General features: G+C 39.9%; 22 protein-coding genes. 9 read left to right on the top strand and 13 right to left on the bottom strand.

The annotated features are described in order from the left end of the window. Positions 1-175 precede the first annotated feature (175 nt). The 4 genes from AN214_RS10045 (at position 176) to AN214_RS10030 (ending at position 3642) form a co-directional block, all read left to right on the top strand. Positions 176-697, top strand: coding sequence for an inclusion body family protein (locus AN214_RS10045; RefSeq protein ID WP_054979608.1), 522 nt, complete (start codon positions 176-178; stop codon positions 695-697). Positions 698-1033: 336 nt separating this feature from the next. After that, the gene (gene upp / locus AN214_RS10040; RefSeq protein WP_054979607.1) at positions 1034-1663 is read left to right on the top strand and encodes a uracil phosphoribosyltransferase; all 630 of its coding nucleotides are present in this window, start codon (positions 1034-1036) and stop codon (positions 1661-1663) included. A 9-nt stretch (positions 1664-1672) separates the two neighbouring features. Continuing rightward, positions 1673-2911, top strand: a complete 1239-nt coding sequence (locus AN214_RS10035) for a uracil-xanthine permease family protein (protein ID WP_054979606.1) — start codon at positions 1673-1675, stop codon at positions 2909-2911. 524 nt (positions 2912-3435) lie between these two features. Then, the gene (locus AN214_RS10030; protein WP_054979605.1) at positions 3436-3642 is read left to right on the top strand and encodes a hypothetical protein; all 207 of its coding nucleotides are present in this window, start codon (positions 3436-3438) and stop codon (positions 3640-3642) included. Between the two features lie 56 nt (positions 3643-3698). On the opposite strand, the gene AN214_RS10025 is transcribed toward AN214_RS10030, so the two are convergent. Beyond that, entirely contained in the window at positions 3699-4517 is an 819-nt protein-coding gene (locus AN214_RS10025) for a DUF3667 domain-containing protein (protein WP_054979604.1), read from the bottom strand. Between the two features lie 254 nt (positions 4518-4771). Here AN214_RS10025 and AN214_RS10020 point away from each other — a divergent pair, with 254 nt between their 5' ends. Both AN214_RS10020 and AN214_RS10015 read left to right on the top strand, forming a co-directional pair. Then, complete coding sequence (locus AN214_RS10020) at positions 4772-5260, top strand: RNA polymerase sigma factor (RefSeq protein WP_054979603.1); 489 nt, start codon at positions 4772-4774, stop codon at positions 5258-5260. A 4-nt stretch (positions 5261-5264) separates the two neighbouring features. Then, the gene (locus tag AN214_RS10015; RefSeq protein WP_054979602.1) at positions 5265-5909 is read left to right on the top strand and encodes a hypothetical protein; all 645 of its coding nucleotides are present in this window, start codon (positions 5265-5267) and stop codon (positions 5907-5909) included. A gap of 216 nt (positions 5910-6125) precedes the next feature. Here AN214_RS10015 and AN214_RS10010 read toward each other — a convergent pair whose 3' ends face one another. The 9 genes from AN214_RS10010 to AN214_RS09970 all read right to left on the bottom strand — a co-directional run bounded on the left by AN214_RS10010 (position 6126) and on the right by AN214_RS09970 (position 13589). Beyond that, positions 6126-6767, bottom strand: a complete 642-nt coding sequence (locus AN214_RS10010; protein ID WP_054979601.1) for a hypothetical protein — start codon at positions 6765-6767, stop codon at positions 6126-6128. Next, positions 6764-7366 (bottom strand): sigma-70 family RNA polymerase sigma factor, encoded by a 603-nt coding sequence (locus AN214_RS10005; RefSeq protein WP_054979673.1) that lies wholly within the window; start codon positions 7364-7366, stop codon positions 6764-6766. The genes AN214_RS10010 and AN214_RS10005 overlap by 4 nt, the downstream gene beginning before the upstream one ends. A gap of 43 nt (positions 7367-7409) precedes the next feature. Beyond that, a complete protein-coding gene (locus AN214_RS10000) occupies positions 7410-9125 on the bottom strand; it encodes a VWA domain-containing protein (RefSeq protein WP_054979600.1) in 1716 nt (571 codons plus the stop codon). 342 nt (positions 9126-9467) lie between these two features. Further along, positions 9468-10649, bottom strand: a complete 1182-nt coding sequence (locus AN214_RS09995) for a glutathionylspermidine synthase family protein (protein ID WP_054979599.1) — start codon at positions 10647-10649, stop codon at positions 9468-9470. Position 10650: 1 nt separating this feature from the next. After that, positions 10651-11274, bottom strand: a complete 624-nt coding sequence (locus AN214_RS09990) for a DUF1190 domain-containing protein (protein WP_054979598.1) — start codon at positions 11272-11274, stop codon at positions 10651-10653. A gap of 13 nt (positions 11275-11287) precedes the next feature. Further along, positions 11288-11704 (bottom strand): DUF350 domain-containing protein, encoded by a 417-nt coding sequence (locus AN214_RS09985; RefSeq protein WP_054979597.1) that lies wholly within the window; start codon positions 11702-11704, stop codon positions 11288-11290. A gap of 12 nt (positions 11705-11716) precedes the next feature. Continuing rightward, entirely contained in the window at positions 11717-12361 is a 645-nt protein-coding gene (locus tag AN214_RS09980) for a YjfK family protein (protein ID WP_054979596.1), read from the bottom strand. Between the two features lie 131 nt (positions 12362-12492). Next, positions 12493-13188: a PspA/IM30 family protein gene (locus tag AN214_RS09975; protein ID WP_054979595.1), complete on the bottom strand. Its 696-nt coding sequence runs from the start codon at positions 13186-13188 to the stop codon at positions 12493-12495. 11 nt (positions 13189-13199) lie between these two features. Next, entirely contained in the window at positions 13200-13589 is a 390-nt protein-coding gene (locus AN214_RS09970) for a DUF2170 family protein (protein WP_010558714.1), read from the bottom strand. Positions 13590-13840: 251 nt separating this feature from the next. Between AN214_RS09970 and AN214_RS09965 the strand changes: the two genes are divergently transcribed. Beyond that, complete coding sequence (locus AN214_RS09965) at positions 13841-14131, top strand: DUF6471 domain-containing protein (RefSeq protein ID WP_010558713.1); 291 nt, start codon at positions 13841-13843, stop codon at positions 14129-14131. 84 nt (positions 14132-14215) lie between these two features. Here the strand turns inward: AN214_RS09965 and AN214_RS09960 are convergent, their stop codons facing one another. Further along, positions 14216-15100 (bottom strand): RimK family alpha-L-glutamate ligase, encoded by an 885-nt coding sequence (locus tag AN214_RS09960; RefSeq protein WP_054979672.1) that lies wholly within the window; start codon positions 15098-15100, stop codon positions 14216-14218. A 360-nt stretch (positions 15101-15460) separates the two neighbouring features. Between AN214_RS09960 and AN214_RS09955 the strand changes: the two genes are divergently transcribed. Next, positions 15461-16480, top strand: coding sequence for a serine hydrolase (locus AN214_RS09955; protein ID WP_235576734.1), 1020 nt, complete (start codon positions 15461-15463; stop codon positions 16478-16480). A 221-nt stretch (positions 16481-16701) separates the two neighbouring features. Here the strand turns inward: AN214_RS09955 and AN214_RS09945 are convergent, their stop codons facing one another. Beyond that, positions 16702-17784 (bottom strand): hypothetical protein, encoded by a 1083-nt coding sequence (locus AN214_RS09945; protein ID WP_054979592.1) that lies wholly within the window; start codon positions 17782-17784, stop codon positions 16702-16704. A 655-nt stretch (positions 17785-18439) separates the two neighbouring features. On the opposite strand from AN214_RS09945, the gene AN214_RS09940 reads away from it, so the two are divergent. Then, complete coding sequence (locus tag AN214_RS09940) at positions 18440-18847, top strand: tetratricopeptide repeat protein (RefSeq protein WP_054979591.1); 408 nt, start codon at positions 18440-18442, stop codon at positions 18845-18847. A 191-nt stretch (positions 18848-19038) separates the two neighbouring features. Here the strand turns inward: AN214_RS09940 and AN214_RS09935 are convergent, their stop codons facing one another. Beyond that, positions 19039-20013: a hypothetical protein gene (locus AN214_RS09935; protein ID WP_054979590.1), complete on the bottom strand. Its 975-nt coding sequence runs from the start codon at positions 20011-20013 to the stop codon at positions 19039-19041. Between the last annotated feature and the right edge of the window lie 9 nt (positions 20014-20022).

Here is a 20022-nt window from a genome sequence, read left to right as displayed (position 1 = left end):
TTACGACGTAATGCTTTGTAATAACAAATATAGGCATTTCAACTAATTTTAACTTTGAGATAGGCAAATTGCCGATCTCAAAGTGATGGAACGCACAAGATTTGTGAGCCATTACGATTTAGTTATCTGAAAATAGCAAAATCCCTGCTATTAAATTTGGAACAAGGAAAAAATCATGTCAATTGTAACTAATGTAAATATCGTAATTGATACAGACGGCTTATTAAAAAAATACCCATCTGGTAGTACTGACCCTAACAACCCTACACCTGTTAGCCACGAATTTGAATATATGGTAGTAAATGGTAACAATTCAATATCGGGCCAAGGCGGTGCAGATTTAAATTTCGCCGCGGCGGTAGGTGATGAGGTGCGTTTTTCTGGTGTGTCTGGTTCGAATAACTTTGAAAATCAAGTACAAATTATCGGTATTAAACGCTATGGTGGCGACCAAGTCTTTAGTACATTCGAAGTAAACTCATTTACCAAAAGCTCTTATGTGCCAAGCAATAGTTCAAACGGCCTGCCAGTTACATTTGCGGATCGAAACTTTTCTTTTTTATCAGCAAGTGTAACCAATCGCGGTACTGAAAACTATCAAGTGCAATTTGCTGTATACGTACGTGACCGCGACCATCAAAACCCCGTATTAAAAGGATATTACCAATGGGATCCAACGATCACGGTTAACTCGTAGATCTCTGAACAGAGTATGCTAGCAGATTGATTCTGGCATACTCTCTTACTTACAACTCCGGTTCAAATGCTTACTCTTCAGCGGATCGTTCTCCTAGAAAATTCATTCAATATCCTTCCTGTTGTGTCACATTTTTAAAGCCAACATAATTTCGTCCATTTCACAGTCTCATAACAATATTATTACTAATAGTGTTCCAGTGCCCTGAACATTTGAATTTGAATTAAAAACAGGAACACTCTCTCATAAATTTATGCAGTCAACATGTATTTTTTGCGGTCTAAAATGCGATTTTACGCTAAAATAAGCGTAATTTATTTCATTTAGGTTCTACATATGTCTATCCATGTCATTACTCACCCATTGGTTCAACACAAACTTGGCCTTATGCGCGAACAAGGCATTAGTACAAAAAGTTTTCGTGAGCTAGCGTCTGAAGTAGGTACTTTGCTCACATACGAAGCAACAAAAAATTTACCGCTAGAAAATGTGCAAATCACGGGCTGGGATGGTTCTGATCTCAATGTAGAACACATTAAAGGCAAAAAAATTACTGTAGTGCCAATTCTACGCGCAGGTCTTGGTATGATGGATGGGGTAATGCAATTACTTCCATCCGCCAAAGTAAGTGTTGTTGGTCTTCAACGTAATGAAGAAACCTTAGAGCCAGTCCCCTATTTTGAAAAGCTCGTGGGCAAAATTGATGAACGTTTAAGCCTTGTTATCGACCCAATGTTAGCAACAGGTGGCTCAATGATTGCCACTATCGACATGCTAAAAAAAGCAGGCTGTAAAGATATTAAAGTGATTGTACTGGTTGCTGCACCTGAAGGCGTAGAAAAAACCCTTGAAGCACATCCTGATATTGAGATATTCACCGCCTCACTAGACAGCCATTTAAACGAAAAAGGATATATTATTCCTGGCCTTGGAGATGCCGGTGACAAAATTTTTGGTACCGTTTAAGGCCTTCCCGTGGAAAATCATAAAACATTTTCGTTAAAAACCATTTTAACAGGTGCACAAATGCTGTTTGTGGCATTTGGTGCTTTGGTATTAGTACCTTTGCTTACGGGCTTAGACCCAAATGTTGCATTGTTTACAGCAGGTATCGGTACGTTGCTGTTTCATATTGTGACGAAAGGCCAAGTCCCTATATTTTTAGCATCGTCATTTGCGTTTATCGCACCGATCATCGCATCGGTTCAGATGTGGGGTGTGCCCGCTACAATGGGCGGCTTAATGGTGGCAGGGTTTTGCTATTTTGCACTGAGTATCATTGTAAAACTTAAGGGTGTAAATGCGCTGCATAAAGTATTGCCACCTGTCGTGGTTGGCCCAGTAATTATGGTAATTGGCTTAGCACTCGCGCCTGTCGCAGTGAACATGGCTATGGGCAAGTCAGGTGATGGTAGTGCGCAGCTAGTGCCTTATGATCAGGCATTGTGGGTTTCTGGTTTGTCGTTACTAGTGACATTAATATTTGCTGTGTGGGGTAAAGGCGTATTTAAACTTGTGCCTATTTTAGCAGGCGTTATCACAGGCTACCTTGTGTCACTGTTTCTAGGCATTGTTGAATTTGCTGCTGTAAGCGATGCTAAATGGTTTGCAATACCAGCATTCACCTACCCAGAGTTTAAATGGCAAGCTATTTTGTTTATGGTGCCAGTAGCCATTGCTCCGGCCATTGAACACATCGGTGACATGATGGCGATTAGCCAAGTAACAGGTAAAGACTATTTGAAAAAGCCAGGGCTGCACCGCACACTACTGGGCGATGGCTTAGCCACCTCCGCTGCATCCATATTTGGCGGTCCACCCAATACAACCTATTCAGAAGTAACTGGTGCCGTTATGCTTACTCGTAACTTTAACCCACGCGTGATGTTATGGACCGCAGTTATAGCGATTGTGTTAGCATTTGTGGCAAAAATGGGCGCGAGTTTACAGACAATTCCGGTGCCTGTGATGGGGGGAATTATGATCTTATTATTTGGTTCAATTGCGGTAGTAGGATTAAATACCTTGATGAAGTCCGGCGAAGATATAACCGCACCACGAAACCTCACGATTATTGCGCTAATTTTAGTCTTCGGAATTGGTGGTATGCAGATTGGTGGTGATGAATTCAGCCTACAGGGTGTTAGCTTGTGCGCCATTTTAGGCATTCTTTTAAATGCGGTACTTCCACAAGCGCTACGACAAACAGACTAACTTTTATACACCTCAATTTTTAAAAAGCGCATTTTCATATGCGCTTTTTTATTTTTAAGCCGAACTGTAAGCTTGAACCTTATCCTGGTCCTTAAAAACACATTAAATTATCTTAACGTTATTGCTATCTATAATTATTTCGTGCAATTAACCGTCAACTACCCTAGCCAAATAAAATAGCGTAATAACGCCCGATACGCTGCAAAATCTTTACTACTTAAGGTTACTCTAATCGTGACCCCCTTACACTTCAACAAGCTCGTTTGGTATACCTATTGAACTCAGCGACGCGACACTTTGGAATATTTATCAAAAACCGACCGTACGCGTAAGTATCAGTTCCGCAAGCCGGTAGTGTGAATACAAATAACGTAGCAAAAAGGAGAAAAATTAGTCCATACACCCACTAACAAATAAAACAGCAATTAATGACAATTGTCACCTTACATTGATGACAATTGGCAGCTGTGCTGCGTGCGAACATTTGCCACAATTATTACATCAACTAAACAAGGAGAGATATCATGAACAACGTAATTAAACACTTTATTGAATACAGCTTAAGACATTTGCCACTGCTTATCGGGTTAACATTAATTAACCTGTTTACTGCACCAAATCATTTATGGGTGCTATGGGTAGCATTATTTACGTTTATCGGATTTTTTAACGAGGTGAGTTTTACAGGTAAAAATAAGGCTAGCAAGCGCGACGATAATGATACTTGGTAAGCGAGTTCGCTTTACCAAGCATCTCCACTTCAAAACTCTCTATAGGAAATATGGTTTTATCGCGTATGCAGTGCAATTCCCATCATAATCACGAGAGTGGAAAGAAAGGTTACAAACGTCAACATAAGGGCAAAAAAAGATGCAATACCATTGTGATGCGCTTTGCCATAGAAACCGCGACAAGAGAGCCAACCAAATACAAAGCATATTAGAACTGATATTGGGGCATGAACGTCAGGGTTAATCATCATGCTGATAAAGCCCAATAATCCAGTACACAACACAAAATGCCCCATAGTATAAAAAGAGAACACCAGTGTTTCTGCGGTGTTATAAACCTGTCGATGCTTTTTTGAAAATAAGCGTAGAAAGAGTGCAAACGGAATACATAAGAAAATAAACCCTAAATAGGTATAACCCTGATTGATAACCGATAAATACAAATCAGCATACTTTTTAGGGGCATTTTCTCCCAATAGACCTTTTAAACTTTCGAGCATTTCGGGGGATTGTTGTACTTGCGCAATCATTTTTTCAGATAAAACGTCTTTAAACACAAGCAACATTAGTAATTGCACGGCTGCGCCAATCAAATAATAAGTTAACGGATTAGTAAAAATAACCCGTTGCCCTTCTACATGACGTTTTGCAACGGAACCCGGCGATTTAAAATGTTGAAAGAACGTGTAAAAAAAGCCCTTATCGAGGTTAAGCCATTGCGATGGAATGTCTATCAACAGCATTTTTAATGATAACCGTTCTGAGCGATACCGCTGCCCGCATGAAGGGCAAAATTTATTTTCTAGAGGCGTATCGCAATTCGCACACGCGCTTAAATGCGTTGAAACTTGATTTGCGTTATGTTCTAAATCCACAATAATGGCCTTATTCTTTTTTATTAGAACGTTACCTAAGCGACTAATAAATTACAAATAAGTATTTAAAGTACGCTTGATTGAATGAAAGTAGCAAGTTGCTTGGTTACGAGACAATTTATAAAAGTTTACTGCGCTTTACTGTTAACGTTTTATCTTTAAATACTTTCCTTCGCAAAAAAAATTCCAATAAGCTGTAATAAACAGCATCTTTAATCCACTAACTAAAGAAAATACAAAACGGAACAAGGTGAATGGGAAGCGATTTTTATCAGCAATCGATACTGCCCTATGCGGGAATCATCATCAAAATATGTCGGGCATACACACATAGCCAAGAAGATTTTGATGACTATTACCAAGAGGTCTGCCTACAAATATGGCGAAGCAAAGACAGTTTTAATGCTGCATCACAATGGTCAACTTGGATTTACAAAGTTGCGTTAAATGTATGCTTAACCAATTTAAAACAACGCAAGCAAGGCGAAAAACACTTTGTGTCTGATGCATTACCTGACGAGGTACACGATGATTTAAAAGCATTTAATTCAGACGATATTAACGTGCTTTACAACGCTATTAAACATTTATCTGAGATAGACCGAGCAGTGATTTTACTTTATTTAGAAGAGAAAACGTACAGTGAAATCGCAGAGATTATTGGTGCTAACACCAACAGTATTGGCGTGCGTATTACGCGCATTAAAGAAAGATTAAACAAGTTTATAAACGCTCAGGAGTAAACACATGAACAAATCAATTGAAACAATGTGGAAACAGGGATTTGTAAGTGAAGGTGAATTATCAATACCAAAAGTTAACGACTTGTATAATAGAAAGTCGCAAAATTTGGTCGACAAACTGCAACATATGTTTGCCGTGAACATTAAAGCAATCGTAGTCGGAGCCTCGTTGTTAATTGTAGTACTGAGTTTAATCGGTGCGCCTTGGCTTGGCATATATATTTGCGTATTACTGGCTCCCTTAGTCCTAATGGCGAGAAAAGAGTTAGGTAACTCATACAATTTATCGAAAGGACAAAGTAGTTTAGAGTATTTAGAAAGCTTTAATGCATGGCTTCAACACTCAATAACGAGATACGCTGTATACTACAAGTTTTTCTACCCATTATTTTACATTGGAATGGTGACGCAAGGACTTGCGAGTGGTGCTGGCACTCGCGTGATGGCGCGGTTACTAAAAGCCTACCCAACTGAGTATGTTTTTCTGGATATTCCTGGTTATGTGTGGGCTGTTATTACTGTGCTACTTCTGGTGGTGATAAAATATTCAGCAGCGCTCTATCGCCTAGACCTAAATATGATCTACGGACGACAATTTAAAAAATTAGAAGAGCTAATAACCGATATGCGAGCGTTAAAATCAGAATAACCCATCAAAACATAATCAACAAAGGCATAAAATGCAGCCTATTGACTGCATTTTATGCCTAACTTTCAAAATATTAGCTATAAATAGTTCTGCAGCACGCAATTAACCTTTAAAAGCGAATGAGAAGGTGGAGTAACGTTTTGCCCCAGCCTTACGTTTAACACGATGCTACTTTTTCACTAATGTGTGATTTAAGCCCGCTCTTATCCCTTCTAACTACTCTGGCTTGGCCAGTTTGCCGTTTTTAAGTAGTTCTTGATATAACCCCTCAAGCGCTCCAGGAATTTTATCGTGAAGTTTTGGTTTTGCTTTCAGTAATTCAATTAGCGCTTGTTCTGCACCATTTTTGTCATCTTCTTCAAATTTTGCTAAAACAATGTTGAACTCAGAACGTGGTTCAACGCCTTTTAAATTCGGTATTGCAGGCGGTGGCGCTGGAACAGATCGCGCTTTTTGCTCTGGGGCTACGCGTTCAACTCTTGAGCCCGTTACTTCTATTCTTTCTAACTGCACGTCATCTGCTAATAATTCCATCATTTCAACTTGCTGTTCACGTTTGGCTGTTTTCTTGGCTTGCGGTAACGCGGGCTTACCCATTGATTCTACTGATTTTAATTCTAATTCAAAATCTGGCTCTTGATAATACTGCCAAGGTGCAAACACGGCGATAGCAACCATTGCTGCTGCGATACCTGAATACTGCCACCAGCGGTTTGGCTTTGTGATAACGGGCTGCTCTTTGCTAATTGCATCGGATGCGTGGGCTAAAATGGCTTCATCAAGGGCTTTTGGCGGCAGCTCGTCATTATCTTGTTGATAAAGCTTAATGATCTCGTCATCGTTAAATTGCTTACTCATACCTGCCTTTCGCCTCCTAATTCAGTTATACCCGTTTTACGTTGCAAGCATTCACGAAGTTGCGACATAGCGTAGCGTAATCTGGTTTTAACGGTTTCAGGTTTTGCCTCAACAATGTCGCACACTTGGCTTGGCTCAAACCCTGCTTCGTGGCGCAGCAAAAACGCTTCACGTTGTTGCGGCACAAGTAATTCAACACAATGTTTTATCGCCTGCTGCAAATACTTATTGTGCAAGGTGTTTTCTTGATGCGCTTGATTTGATGCAATAGGAATATGATCGCTTTCCCCTTGTTCGTCATTCACCAAAGACAAGTGTTCCCCACGCGCTGCGAGCTTTCGCTGTTCATCAATCAATAAGTTATGCGCGATGCGATAAAGCCAAGTGTTAAATTTAGCCTCAACCTTATAACGGGTGCGATTATCAATTACTCTCAGCCACACCTCTTGAAATAATTCTTGTGCTGTACTGTGATGATTTGTGCCTAATTGGCGACACACATAACGATACAAGGGCCCTTTATGACGGGCATAAAGGGCACGAAAGGCAGCTTGATCACCTTTTCCATAATCAAGCATAAGTGCCTCGTCCGTATCCATGTGTGGTTCAATTTTTTGAGTCATATAGGCTATTGTGATTCAGCTATAAAGCACTGGCAAGTTCAACCAAGTTAATAAATTCACCGCGATAGTTAAATGGGTCATCTCCCCTATTTGCTCGCGCAATTGTGGCTATATCGTGGTAATTCATTCCGCCTAAGTACTGACTTTGCTTTAACTTTTGTGCAAATGCCGCTACTGACGTCGCAAATTTAAAGTCTTGGCTTGCGCTATTAAAATCATTTAAGACATGTTGTTTGTTAACTACTTGGCTAATGAGTTTGCTTTGTGCATCGCCCGGTAATTTATAGCGTATTTTCATCTGCAACAGTTCATCATTGCTACTTACCACTTGTTTTTGTTGATAACGTAAATCATCAACTTGCCCTTTGTTACCAACGAGCGTTAATTCATAAAGCGCAGTCACAGTGTGACCCGCGCCAATTTCGCCCGCATCTACTTTGTCGTTATTAAAGTCTTCATCTTTCAGTAAACGATTTTGATAGCCAATCAAACGGTATTCTTTAACGTGTGAAGGGTTAAATTCGATCTGAATTTTGACATCACTAGAAATACTTTGCAGTGTGCCACTCATTTGCCTTAAAAGCACTTTTTGCGCCTCATGCAGGGTATCAATATAGGCGTGATTGCCATCACCAATATTCGCTAATTGTTCCATCATGGCATCGTTATAGTTACCGCGGCCAAAACCAAGCGTGGTTAACGAAATGCCCTGTTTGCGCTTGTCAGCAATCATCTCTTTGAGTGCTTCAATATTGGTTGTGCCAACATTAAAGTCGCCATCCGTTGCTAAAATAATGCGATTCACCCCGCCTTTAATAAACGCTTTTTTCGCTTCCTGATACGCCATTTTGATACCACTTTCACCATGTGTACCGCCACCTGCTTGTAGTTTTTGTAGCGCATCGATGATAGTTTGCTTTTCATTACCTTTTGTTGGGCTAAGTACTACCTGCGTATTCCCTGCATAAGTCACCAAGCTAACCGTGTCCCTTGCCGATAATTGCTTAACCATCATAGTTAAACTTTGCACCAGTAAAGGCAACTTGTTTTTATTATGCATCGACCCCGAAACATCCACTAGAAACACCAAATTAGACGGCTTGCGTTCGCTCACTGGTAAATCATAACCTTGCAAGCCAATTCGCAAAATATGGCGCTCATCACTCCAAGGCGCTGGCGCTAATTCAGTAAAAGTAGCAAAGGGTTGTGATTTATCTTCTGGTACGCGGTAGTTGTAGTCAAAATAATTAATAAAGGCTTCTTCGCGTATGGCATCTTGTGGAGGTTTTTGCCCCATACTCAAGTAGCTACGCACATTGGCATAACTTCCGGTATCAACATCAACCGAAAACGTAGAAAGCGGTGCGGTTGCAGCTTGAAATACCCCATTGCTATCACTCGGCAGGTAGCTATCTTGGTTTTGAGGCTGCGTAAAATATTCAGGTGGTGGCGGTGGCACAATACGCTTTCTCATTGCCGGTGCTGCCACTAAGACTTGCGGCTGACTGGCTTTCATATATTCCACAGCTCCCCCATCAGTTTGCACATCAGCCAATCGACTACCCGTCACAGTAATTTTTTCAACCTCTGCAACCTCTTTATTTTCTATAGTAGTTTGGGCTTGTTTTTCATTTTCAGGCTGCTTTGCAATTGTTGTTTCCGACTCTTGATTCGAACAACCAGAAATAAATAGCGTGCCGATTGTTAATGCGATTAAGGTTTTGTTTGTTTTCATAATCTGTCTCTTTTTATAGATGGTTTAAAGCTATAAACGGACGACTATTAATTTGGGGGTGAATTTTTTAGGTTTTTTTGTTAAACCTTTCCCGAGCGCAATCAGAAAACGGTTGTTTTCAATATCCTAATTTCCAAATCGAGTGAAGATCTAAAATTTAAGTCTGCTTAAATACAATATTGCGTTTATAAAAACGTTCACTAAATAAAAGCTGAATCAGGGCGCTCCCCCCGTTAGTGCGCCGCAATCTTTATCAGCTGAATAATGGACGTTGGAGAGGATCAATAAATTAAACTATTGATCCTCGATACGGTTTAACGTGATATCGCCAATAAATGGGCGTTAATCGACAATAACATGTGGCAAGTAACGGCTCATATCCTGTGTAATTGCGCTATCATCTTCTCGAATTGAAATTCCGGCGGCTTGGTCGTCCACCAGCCAACTGCCAATAAGTGTGTGGTTTTGGCCGAATTTCGGTAGCGCATGCTTGGCTTGAAAGATAAACCCTTCTTCACCATAAGGGCCATCTGAACCTGATGAGCCGCTGATAGGATTACCTCGACTATCAACAAATGAAATATTAGCACCTTCGCGAGAGAATATTGGTTTTTTAACCAACACATCACATTCTTGCGCTAAGTGCAGTTCATCATCAAAAAATGCAGGCAATAAATTGGGGTGATTTGGGAACAAGCGCCATAACATTGGCAACAATGCTTTATTAGATAAAATCGCTTTCCATGGCGGTTCCATCCAGCGCATGTTTTGTTTGCCTAACAGGTTGCCAAACTCTTCTTGAAACATAAATTCCCAAGGGTACAGTTTAAACATCCAGTCGATAACCTGATCATCTGAATCTGTGAAGCGGTTATCTGCATCTATACCTATTTCTTCGATGTAAACAAATTTGGTGTTTATTCCGGCGGCGATTGCGCAATCTTCCATGTACTGCACTGTGCCGCGGTCTTCTTCTGAATCTTTACAGCAGGCAAAGTGTAAAGTCCTGTCGGGCGTTAAATATTCGACTTCTTTAAAACGATTTACGAGCTTTTCTTGCAGCGAGTTAAATTGGTCTGCTTTTTTTACAATTACACCATTATCAACGTTATCAGCTAACCATAACCACTGCCAAAAAGCGGTTTCGTAAACTGACGTTGGGGTATCTGCATTATTTTCGTATAATTTTGCTGACCCATTGCCTGAATAAGCAAAGTCTAATCGGGAATACAAACTTGGGTCACCATTGACCCATGATTGGCGAATAAAATCCCAGTACTGCTCGGGAATACAAAAACGCTTAAGTAGCGTTTCATCGTGAATGACCTGGCTAACAACTTCCAAGCACATCTGATGTATCTCTTCAGTCGGTTTTTCCAGGTCGTTTTCTATTTGCTTAAGATTAAATTGATAATAAGCAGACTCATCCCAATAGGTTTCCCCATACATGGTGTGAAATTTAAAGCCAAATTCTTCGGCTTTTCGCTGCCAGTTTGGTCGTTGCGCTATTGGGAGTCGTAGCATATTAGCCGCCCCAACCGCGAGAAGAAGACTTACCACCGCCCCAGTTAGACTTAGCAGATGCCTGAGCGCCGAACCCACCTCGCGATATCGTGCGTGTTACGGCCGGTTTTGGTTTGGTTACAGAGCTAGGCACTTTATAGCTGCTTTTGCCAGCGCTACCTAAAATGGTGCCATCCGCAGTCATTATTTTTTGACGGTGTTTAGAGCCACTTTTTTGATAGGTGTATACAGGGTTGTAGCGGCGTCGATGTTTACGCTCAAACGCATCACCTACTTCATCAATTATCTCAGCTACAATGTAACCGGTAATAAACGGCGTAAAAAACCCTGAGCTGGATTGCTGACACTGACCAAAGTCAGCTTCACATAAATATTGGTGCTGGTAACGTGGTCCGGTGCGTTCAGCTTCTGCCAAGGCTTCTTGGTAAGCAGCTTGGCATTGTTCAACCGACAATTCAGTTTGGTCAACACAATCATCAACCGATGACACTACTTTAACACGTTCCTGTGGTTCACCTGAGCATCCTGCAAGCGCCGCTGCAACACCAACAGAAAGTGGGGCAAGGCTGAATTTTCGTACTTTTTTGCGCAGCAATGATAAGTCAATATGTCTGGTCTTTTTCATCATGACCTCCCTATTAATATGTCATGCTTGCAGCGTTTAATAAGCCTACGGCAATATTGGTCGAAGCGAGAATTACACCAGCGCTGATTTCGTTATCTTCAATACGTTTGACGATTTTTGGCATAAAGGCAAAACGCACAATTGCAAACGCGAGTAATTGCGCAATTAGCGCGATACCGCCCCAAATTGCAAAATCTAAAATGCCACCAGAATTGCTTACTGCGCCAGCGAGTGCCAAAGCAAAACCCACTACCGCACCGCCAAAGCCAATTGCTGCCGCTGCGTTTTTATCTTCTTTGATTAGTTTCCATTCATCGTGTGGCGTTACAAAAGCAAACAGTATTTTGAACACAAAAAGTAATACCAAGCTTATGCCAAACGACATTGCAAAATTAGTGACACCGGCGATCAGATCATAACCGTTTTCCATTATTGGACTCCTTTATCCATGTATTGTTATTTGAGAAGAGCTTAACGTTATGCCAGTGCTAATTACCAAACACCTTGAAAGATTGCCTGACGATTCAAGCGATTCTTCTGCTGAGAGAAATAGCGACTCGGTTGTGCCATCGCTTAATTCACGTTCGAACAGCATGGTGAATTGGTCTGTTTCACTGGGTTGAGATTTACCATCAAAGGTTTTTTCGGCTATATGAACAGGGTTGTGATAATCGCCCATTGAGGTCCATACGCGATTGTATTCATGCCCGTCCAATGTATAGGTAGGCGTGCCAATTTGTTGGTTAAGTAGTTTTTCCCACTGTGCTTGGTTTTGAATATCCAAGGTATCAAAGTAGTAAAACAACTTCACATCAACCACATTCTCGGCTGTTGGTTGGCCTTCACAGATTACTTGAAGCCATGCTTCATCATCTGTGTAAAACCGAAAAAGATAGGTGCCATCCATATCGACTTTGCCAACGGCCTGAATAATCTGGGTCGCGGCAAAATCACCTATTACCAACTCATCAAGTATCAGCTTAATCGCGAGTTTATCTATTTCAAAACTTGCTCCGAGTCGCAAGCCCATTATTTCTGGCGTTGAGATGGTCGCTTTTGGTTTGTCTTTTTTGAAGAAATTGAACATCAATGTTCCTTAACTTTGCTTCATAGGTTGCTAACGTTACATGTAGGCTAACCAGTTGTCTACAGTGATGTTTACTGTTTAAAAACTAAAAAAGAGATAACTGAGTTATCTCTTTTTAAATTGGTTACTGACTAACCAGCGTTTTTCTTCGCTAGCAGTTGTGCAAGTTTGTCCTGACCCGATGTTTGACCACCCGGTGTTACACCTGCTGATTTTAATTTTTCGTCAAGGCTGCTGCCAGATTCATCAGCCGCGCGCTCTTCAGCGGCTTCTAATTCAGCTGCTCGCATCGCTTGTTTTTGCTTAACACGTTCAAGGCTATCTAATGCAGTTTTTACTTTGCTGTTAGCACCAACATGATGGGTAGATGCTGCTGCTTGCGCCTTTTGCACTGATTCAGTCGCTTTTACCTGATCAATTTGCTGTTCCATGCGTCGTACATTGGTTTTCGCTTTAGCAATATTGTCTTTCAGGGTTTTCTCTGACTTTTCGAAACCATCAAGAATCGATTGTTCAGTTGCCATTTGGCTTTCTAAATCAGCAACGCGCTCTGCACATTCTACCGCAAGTTCCATATTACCTGATTCACTTGCAGACACGGCATGCTCTGAGTATTTGTCGATATCTGCCTGAAACGCTGCAACCTTATTCGAGGTTAATTTACGTTTTGCCATGATGCTAGTCAGGCTTTGATCTGAACGTCTTAACTCTTCTTTCGCTTCGCGAAGTTCTTGCTCTAAAATTCGGATGGCTTGCGTATCTGCGGCCGCTTCAAGCCCTTCATTTGTTGCGCCTACTAACGCAGTCCATAATTTTTTAAGACTCATGTGACTTGCTCCTAATTGATATAATCTTCATAAAGTTCAAGGAATTCTGGAATATTGGCAAACAAAGACTCAATTTCCTCAACAAGCACTGAATCTTTACTGTCAACAGACAACGCACCAAACGCCACGTAATATTCTTGCCCAGATATCGAACTAATACCTACAGTAGAAAGTGGAACCAACTGATGACTTTTTAAAATCAGTTCATTCAGTCCTGAAGTATCTGTAACGCTACTTACCGGAAACAACACACTTTCAGCCACTACCTGTGTTTCACCCGCATAAACAAACACATCAATTCCTTCATCGTTTGAAATGCTTACACAGTCACCTTCTTGTTCAACAACCCAATCTGGATGTGTTGAAAACACCGTTTTCAGTTGTTCGGTATTAAAAGCCATTTTGATCTCCATATTTCTATTGGTATTTAAATTAATGTCACATATAACTAACACTTGCAAGTTTTATATTGCACTAATTATTATTTTGTTACACTTAAAATTTATTTGTGTTATATCAATACAGGTAACTTTTAGCATTTAATATGCCTAGCCCTGTTTGCATTCAGTATTACGCTGTAGCAATACCGGTGCGCAATATAGGCTATTTATCTAATACATTGGCGTGAATGTAAACTACTTAGGTATTTTTTATGGATCAACAAACGAGTATTCAAAATAATCTAGCCCTTGCCCCTTACGGTGAGGCGTTTTCACGCTTTTTAAGCATGAAGCTAAAACAAAAAAAGGTAACGTATCCACAGTTAGCAGAACTGCTTGAACAAAAAGGTATTGTTCTCACTCCCGGCAACCTGCGCAACAAAGTGTCTAACAGACTAATGCCAACGAGCCTATTTCTTATCATTCTTGAAGTATTAAATGTAAAAGGGGACATCTTGTCTGAAATTCTTACCATGGCAAAAGAAATAGAAGACGAAGTGTAAGCGAACTTAGCGTAGGTTGGCAGAATGCGATTTTCTTTGTATTAGCATTAAAAGGGGTCAATAAATCCCCCTATCAATACCACCTTACGTTAATCTGGCTTTAATGGCATTTGCGAAACGCTTTGGCGATTGTTCATCCATATTAAAATACAATGAAGGCTCGATAAGCTCTGCCTCCATCAGACAAAACTCTCCATCAAATTTAACTAAATCGAGGCGCGCGTAAAGCGGCATAGTGTGTACCCTTTGAATCGCTATCATGCATTTTTTTGCAGCCTCAAGTAGCGACGCATCTGGCGTTATAGAGGTCAAACTACCGCCGTGTTCCTCTTGCACTCTAAAGTCATTTTGTTTGGGGGTTTTTAGTATGGCATGGCTATATTCACCGTTAAAATAAAACAGTGAGTACTCACCATTTTTCACAACTTCTGGTACAAATGGCTGTACCATAAAGTCACGTTCTTTAAATGTGTTATTTAAGTCAGCAAGCTCAACGTGTTGATTTACTTTCAACCAAAAAGTGTTATCTGCATTGGCACTAATGCGTGGTTTAATAATAATTTCTTGGGTATCAAACTCGCTAAAAAATGATTCTATCTGCGCTTTTGTGATTTGTGTATCATCGAGTCGATTTTGCCACTTGGTGGGGATTAACCTTACACCCAATTCGCCTAACTCCTGAAGATAAATTTTGTCGATATTCCAACGCACGATATCCAGCGTATTTTGCAGCTCTGCCTGACTATTTTCTATTTGCTCTAATACAGATAAAAAAGCCTCTGGCGCATCTTGGTAATCCCAAGGGGTGCGTATTACCACCATTTCATACTGTTCCCAATCTACACCTGTATTGCGCCATGAAACAGTATCTACCGAGAAACCCAATTCATTTAAATAAGGTTCAACCAACTCATCGTAAACTTCAAACTCATCTAAACAATCCATAGATAAAAAAGCGCACTTTTTCATAATTTTCTCATGTTGACGTTTTGCTTGTACTTCCCAATATTGCATACAATTTTTAAACTGAATAGAGGTAAGATCAAGTTTTATACATTAGCCAAAAGGTATGTACGCGATACTTTTATAGAGCTATCGTTATCAGAATCTTTTTCTACATAAAATAATTAGCCTTTTAATTATCAAAACCAGTTAGTGAGTTTTCACAGCCTAACCCTAACCAAACAATGATGCTTCACTTTCCTAAACGAAAAGTTATAAAAACCAGTTTTAATTTTTAAATCAATGCATTGTTACAAAGTATCGATTGCTCAACTAGAGATTATAGGTACATTAAGTTCCATTAAATATCAAAATATTCAGGTAATTATGAAAAATAAAACACGTACTGCATTATTGTTATCAGAATTAGTGACAAGTGCCTTGTTACAAGCAGCGCCACCTAATAAAGCACAAATTGACAGTGTATTTGCCGAGATAAAAACGCAAAATCCAGGCTGTAGTGTCGGTGTGATTAAAAATGGCAAGCTTATCTATCAAGCAGGTTATGGCTTAGCGAATTTGGAGCTTAATGTGCCACTCGATGGCACACATGTTCACCGTATTGCTTCTGTATCTAAGCAGTTTACGGGCTTTGCCGTGCTGCTACTTGCCGATGAAGGCAAAATTGACTTAAACCAAGATATTCGCATCTACTTACCTGAACTAAGAGACTACAAAGTGCCGGTGTCTATTAATGCCATGTTAGGCCATTATTCAGGCATGGGTGATTATGACTTTGTAAACACTGAGCTCGATAAAGATACATTAAAACTTAAATCCACCATGGCAGGCGATTTTCGTTTAGGTAATGAAGACTACTTAACAATTCAAGAATTCTACGATTACGTAAAAACAGTACCTCTCAGAAATCAGCCTAACGAACGCTTTAGCTACAGTAGCTATGCTTATTTCTTATTGTCGATGCTCGTTGAACGTGTATCAGGAGAAAGTCTTCGCGAGTACAGTGATAAACGCATATTTAAGCCATTAGGTATGAAAAATACCTTTTTCAGTGATGAACTGACTGAAATCGTTAAAAATCGTGCAGATGGTTACGGCAAAGATAAAGAAGGCAATTACTTCACTAATATGACCAACTTATTTTGGGTAGGCGATGGCGGTTTGCATACCACCATTGAAGATATGGCAAAATGGGATGGCTATTTCTACAATCCAACTTTAGGTAAAAAGCCAGAGCAATTACTTAGCCAGTTTATGCGCCCTAACAATCCAGCGATTACAGCCGAGGGTAAACAGTATGCCAATGGCCAATTTATTACTGAAAAAGACGGTGTAAAAAATCATTCATCACAGTGGCGGCTGGCTTGGCACAATCACCAATTATGAACGTATTTCTGAAAAACAGTATTCATCCATTGTATTTTGCAACGATACATCATTGGATATTGCAAAATTGGTCAAAGAGTTGCGAGAGGTGGTTTTGTAAACTCAAAAAGGATCTACATAAAACGATAGTAAGTGAGCTTATCGCTCCTTACTCAGCCCCAACGAATGAAAAAGGTTAGCTAAAGTATCGCTAACCTTTTTAATCTCTCTTCAATTAACGGCTAGTTATTTGCCGTGTTGTATAAAAACGTGCCAAATAATAAGGCAAGATCAAACTTACTAAAATGCGAGTTATTAGTATCGTGTTCTTGCTCACCTTTATAAATATTGGTCGATGCTATGTTTTTTCCAACAGGTGAAAATGAAACGTTACGTATCCAAACTTGTCCATTCCCCGAGAGTAAACCACCAAAAGCAATATGCTTAGACTGTTCATCCGTGATATCCAATATCACAGTGTAAGTTTGCCAACCGGTGGTACCTTTCACCCCTCTATCTTTCATATTGTCATATTGCAGGCTTTTGTGTTTACCATCTACCCGCATCCAAAGCCCTGCGTAACCTTCAGTAACATTTTCGGTTTTTACTTCTGCGCTAAATTGAACTCGTTTACCAATAAATTGGCTTGGTTCAAAATGTTCATACCAGGTAGCAAATGACTCATCGTTGTAGCTATTACTTATACGTTTAATTGTCGCTATACCATTTTCTGACCAAGCTTTAAATTTCCCAACATCAGAAAAGCCCATCCTCCACTTGTCTAGATTTAGGCTGTAGTCACTTTTATAAATGTAATTTGCCGTGCTTTTTTCATCTGTTACTGAAAACGAAATATTGCGCGCCGACATAGACCCTTTCGCGCCTTGTATTAAACCGGCATAAATATGCTCTGCACCAGGGGTCACCGGCAGTATAATTTGAAAAGGTGTCCAGTCTTTAGTGCCAATAAGGCTGCGGTCAGTAGCATTATCAAACGCAATCACTTTTTCCGAATCATTCACCCTTAGCCAAATTGAAGAATATTCAGAATTTTGTGATTTGATTTCGGCGGAAAACTTCAGCTTTTTACCAATAAATGGCGCAGCGTCAAAGTCTGTACCTGCGGCACCAAAACTTTTTAGCCCTGCCTCGCCTTGATAAGCCAAATGCGCTTCTCCATTGGCTACATGAAAGGTGTAATCTTTGATATTCGCGCTTTTTACTTTACCTTCCATGTGCCCCCAAGTAGTTATATCTTCAGGGTTAGAAGCAAAACAATTTAGTGAAAAAATAAGGCCCAAAGCAAGCCATAACACCGTTTTCATAAAATACTTTCTCTTATTACTTTCCATGTTTTATGACAATTATCATTTAAGCAGCCAATAGCCTGGAAAAGATTCTAAACGCGGAACAGGGTAATAAAAAAAGGTCTTAAGATCCAGACAATTAGATTATAAATAAGCATCAAATTAGGGCATATTGGGTAACTCGTCGGTTTAAGTAGATGATTTGTTATTAGCTTTTATCTACCTTAAACATAGACATACTCAAGTTAATAAAAGCTAGGCTGAATGCCTTGACTAACAATTAAAGATACACTTCCTAAATTGACAAATCAGTTCTAAAGTCATTAGCATGAAGTTTGAATTCTTTTGTGTTGCACTGTGTTAATGAAAATTTTTTGTCGTACTATTTATCACTTTTTTCTATTGCCCAAAAGGTTGGGCGACTCCCGCTAAAATAGAAGACACATGCCAGATTAACCCTAAACAGTGTTTAAAACTAGTAGAAGAGCGCTTAAATACAGGTATCGAGCCAAAAACATCAGAATGGTACCGATTCAAGTTTTTACAAATTCAAGCTTTATTTAAACTTGAGCAGGCACAACCACTCGCCATAGTACTCAATGAGTTAAATTCAATTTCAACCCTACCGACTTTTTTACAGCTCAAGGTTTACATTCTAAGTGCCAAAAATGCGATGTTTAGAAATAACGTGCAAGACTTTGAACGATATAAATTAAAAACATTTACCTTAATGAAAGGGTTAAATTTGGATACGCTCGATCCCTATTCACTGATTGAGTATGTAAATTTTCATATTTATTTAAACGATTACCGAACAGGCATAGAACTGCTATTACCATTGGAAACGAAATTTAGAGATCACTCTAATAGTGAACTTAAAAAAACGATTTATACCAATCTTGGTAATATGCATGCCCTACAGAAATCGTATAAAAATGCTTTTCCATACTTTCAACTCGCATGTGAAAACGCACAATTGTCTTTAAATAAACACTATGCGTTAATGACTTATTACAACGTGGCTCGCAGCCACCAAATGCTTGAGATGCACCACGAAGAGTACCAAGGACACCCACTTTAATTTTTTAAATGCTCAGTTGACCGAGCAATTAGAAACACTCTAACAAATGGCGCGGCGATTTCATTGTCAAATTGAGGATTTTACACGGTTTGATAATAAATACAGATTTTATGAAGCAATCTTAATAGCAGGCAATGCCCTACCAAACAACGCTGCCTTTGAGGAAAGCGCCATTCTTGAGGGTAAGATAATTAAGCAAGTAATTTGATAGCATTGGCCAGATTAGGTCGTCGTTTCTTTTCTAGATGTTCGCAGTAATCAATCAAGTGTTCAGGTTTCCCCACTGCACCATGAAATGATTTGGTAAATTGTGTAGTAAGCTTAAGCCAATTTTCAGGTGATATGCCTAAACGAGTTAACATTGGAAGTTCATTCGCTGAAATAGCGCCGCGCTTATCCTCGCGGATAATACGTCCTGTTAACTCAACGAGTTCTATATAGCTTTTGAGTCCAAACGGTAAGCCTTTTGGCATATGCTTGCGTGGGTTACCTGCAAACTTAAGCAGTGCTTTGGGTTGGGTGCCTTTAAGTGCTGCGTTAATGCGTTGTTGAATGCTGGTGTAATCTGATTTTTCTGGTGTGTTCGCTATTTTTGCTCTTATTGGGTTTAAATCAACATACGCCATACAGGCTGCAAGTGCTGCTTCATCGAGTAAGGCTTGGGACTTAAAGCGTCCCTCCCAGAAGCGGCCAGTACAGTTATCTTCAAAGTTAGCTTTACGCGCAATATCTTCATTTAGCACTCGCATAAACCAGCTAATATCCATTAAGCGATTACGGAAAACTTGAGTCATTTCATCCAGTGTAAATTGTTCAGCTGGGTTAAGTGGTTCGCCAGACAGGTATTTTTGTGTGAGTAAATTCCCTTTAAACAACTTGTGCCAGCGAATAATGATGGCTTTTTGCTTTAACCGCTTTGCTTTTTTCTCATCGACACACAATACAATGTGAGTGTGATTGCTCATTACGGCATAAGCACAAACATCAATACAAAACACCTTGGTCAATTCAAGTAGTTTATCTTCAATCCAAGCGCGACGATGTTCAAACGATTGCCCTGTTATTTTATCTTCGCCACATAAAAAAGCACGCCTTACGCAACGTGAAATACAATGATAGAAAGGTGTATCAACTAGACTGATTTGTTGTTTTCTTGGAACTGCCATGACTTCTCA

Source organism: Pseudoalteromonas sp. P1-9 (genome assembly GCF_001399975.1).
GTDB lineage: Bacteria > Pseudomonadota > Gammaproteobacteria > Enterobacterales > Alteromonadaceae > Pseudoalteromonas.
Note: the sequence above shows the minus strand (reverse complement) of the source record. Positions and strands in the feature narration are given on the sequence as shown.